Genomic DNA, 934 nt, shown 5'->3' with positions numbered 1-934 from the left:
TGTGTAAACCCAACACATTGTTCACGGATAAGCCCAGGCGGCTGATCGGTGGTTTGTGCTTCAGGCTGGCATGGGGGCGGTGCCAGTTGTAGTCATGCAGCCAGTACGGCAGATAGGCCGCGCGCTCGTCGGCGTTCTGATAGACATGGGCATACGCCCATTCGTGTAGCGCGGTCTGAATCCAGCGTTCGGCCTTTCCGTTGGTACGCGGCCGGTAGGGCTGCGTGCGCCTGTGCTTGAGTCCGAGTCGGCGGCAGGCCTTGGCAAAACGGCGGGACCGATAACAGGCCCCGTTGTCGGTCAGCACGGCTTTGAAGCGCACGCCCAGACGGCGGTAGTAACGCAAGGCCGCCATTAGCGCTCGGACCGCGCTGGCCGCGGTTTCGTCCGGCCAGATCGTGGCGTGCGCGACCCGGCTGTGGTCATCGATGGCCATATGGACATAGTCCCAGCCGGCACCGCGGGACTTGCCGCGTCGATCGCCCGTGACGCGATGGCCGGGGCGCGTAAAACGATTCACTTTCTTGATATCCAGGTGCAATAGATCGCCCGGCGCGGCGTGTTCGTAGCGCTGCGCAGGCTGTGAGGGTTCAAGCGCCGATAATCGATTCAAGCCGGCGCGTTGAAGCACGCGCGCAACCGTCGCGCGGGGCACGCCAGTCTTACGCACGATCGCGCGATAAATAAGCCGTTGTCGGCGCAACCGGATAATACGGGTGCGCTGCGCTTGGCTCAGCCGGTGCGGACACCGTCGCGGTCGACAGCTCCGGTTGGCCAACCCGGCCCAGCCTTCGCGTCGATAGCGATCCAACCATTTGTAGACGGTGCGTGGACTCACGGCCATGGCCTGGGCGACATCAACGGGTCTGAGTCCTTGTTCGATCACGCGCCGCACCAGCACCTGTCGACTGTGCGTCGTGAGTCGCGCATTCTT

The 934-nt window shown here is 63.6% G+C and carries 1 protein-coding gene; it reads right to left on the bottom strand.

Translation table 11 applies throughout. The features are described 5' to 3' along the window. A partial coding sequence (locus tag T5B8_RS19970; RefSeq protein WP_353181011.1) for an IS481 family transposase occupies positions 1-934 on the bottom strand: 934 nt, incomplete at both ends.

The sequence above is a fragment of the Salinisphaera sp. T5B8 genome (assembly GCF_040361255.1).
Lineage (GTDB): Bacteria > Pseudomonadota > Gammaproteobacteria > Nevskiales > Salinisphaeraceae > Salinisphaera.
This window is presented reverse-complemented; position numbering and strand designations above follow the sequence as displayed.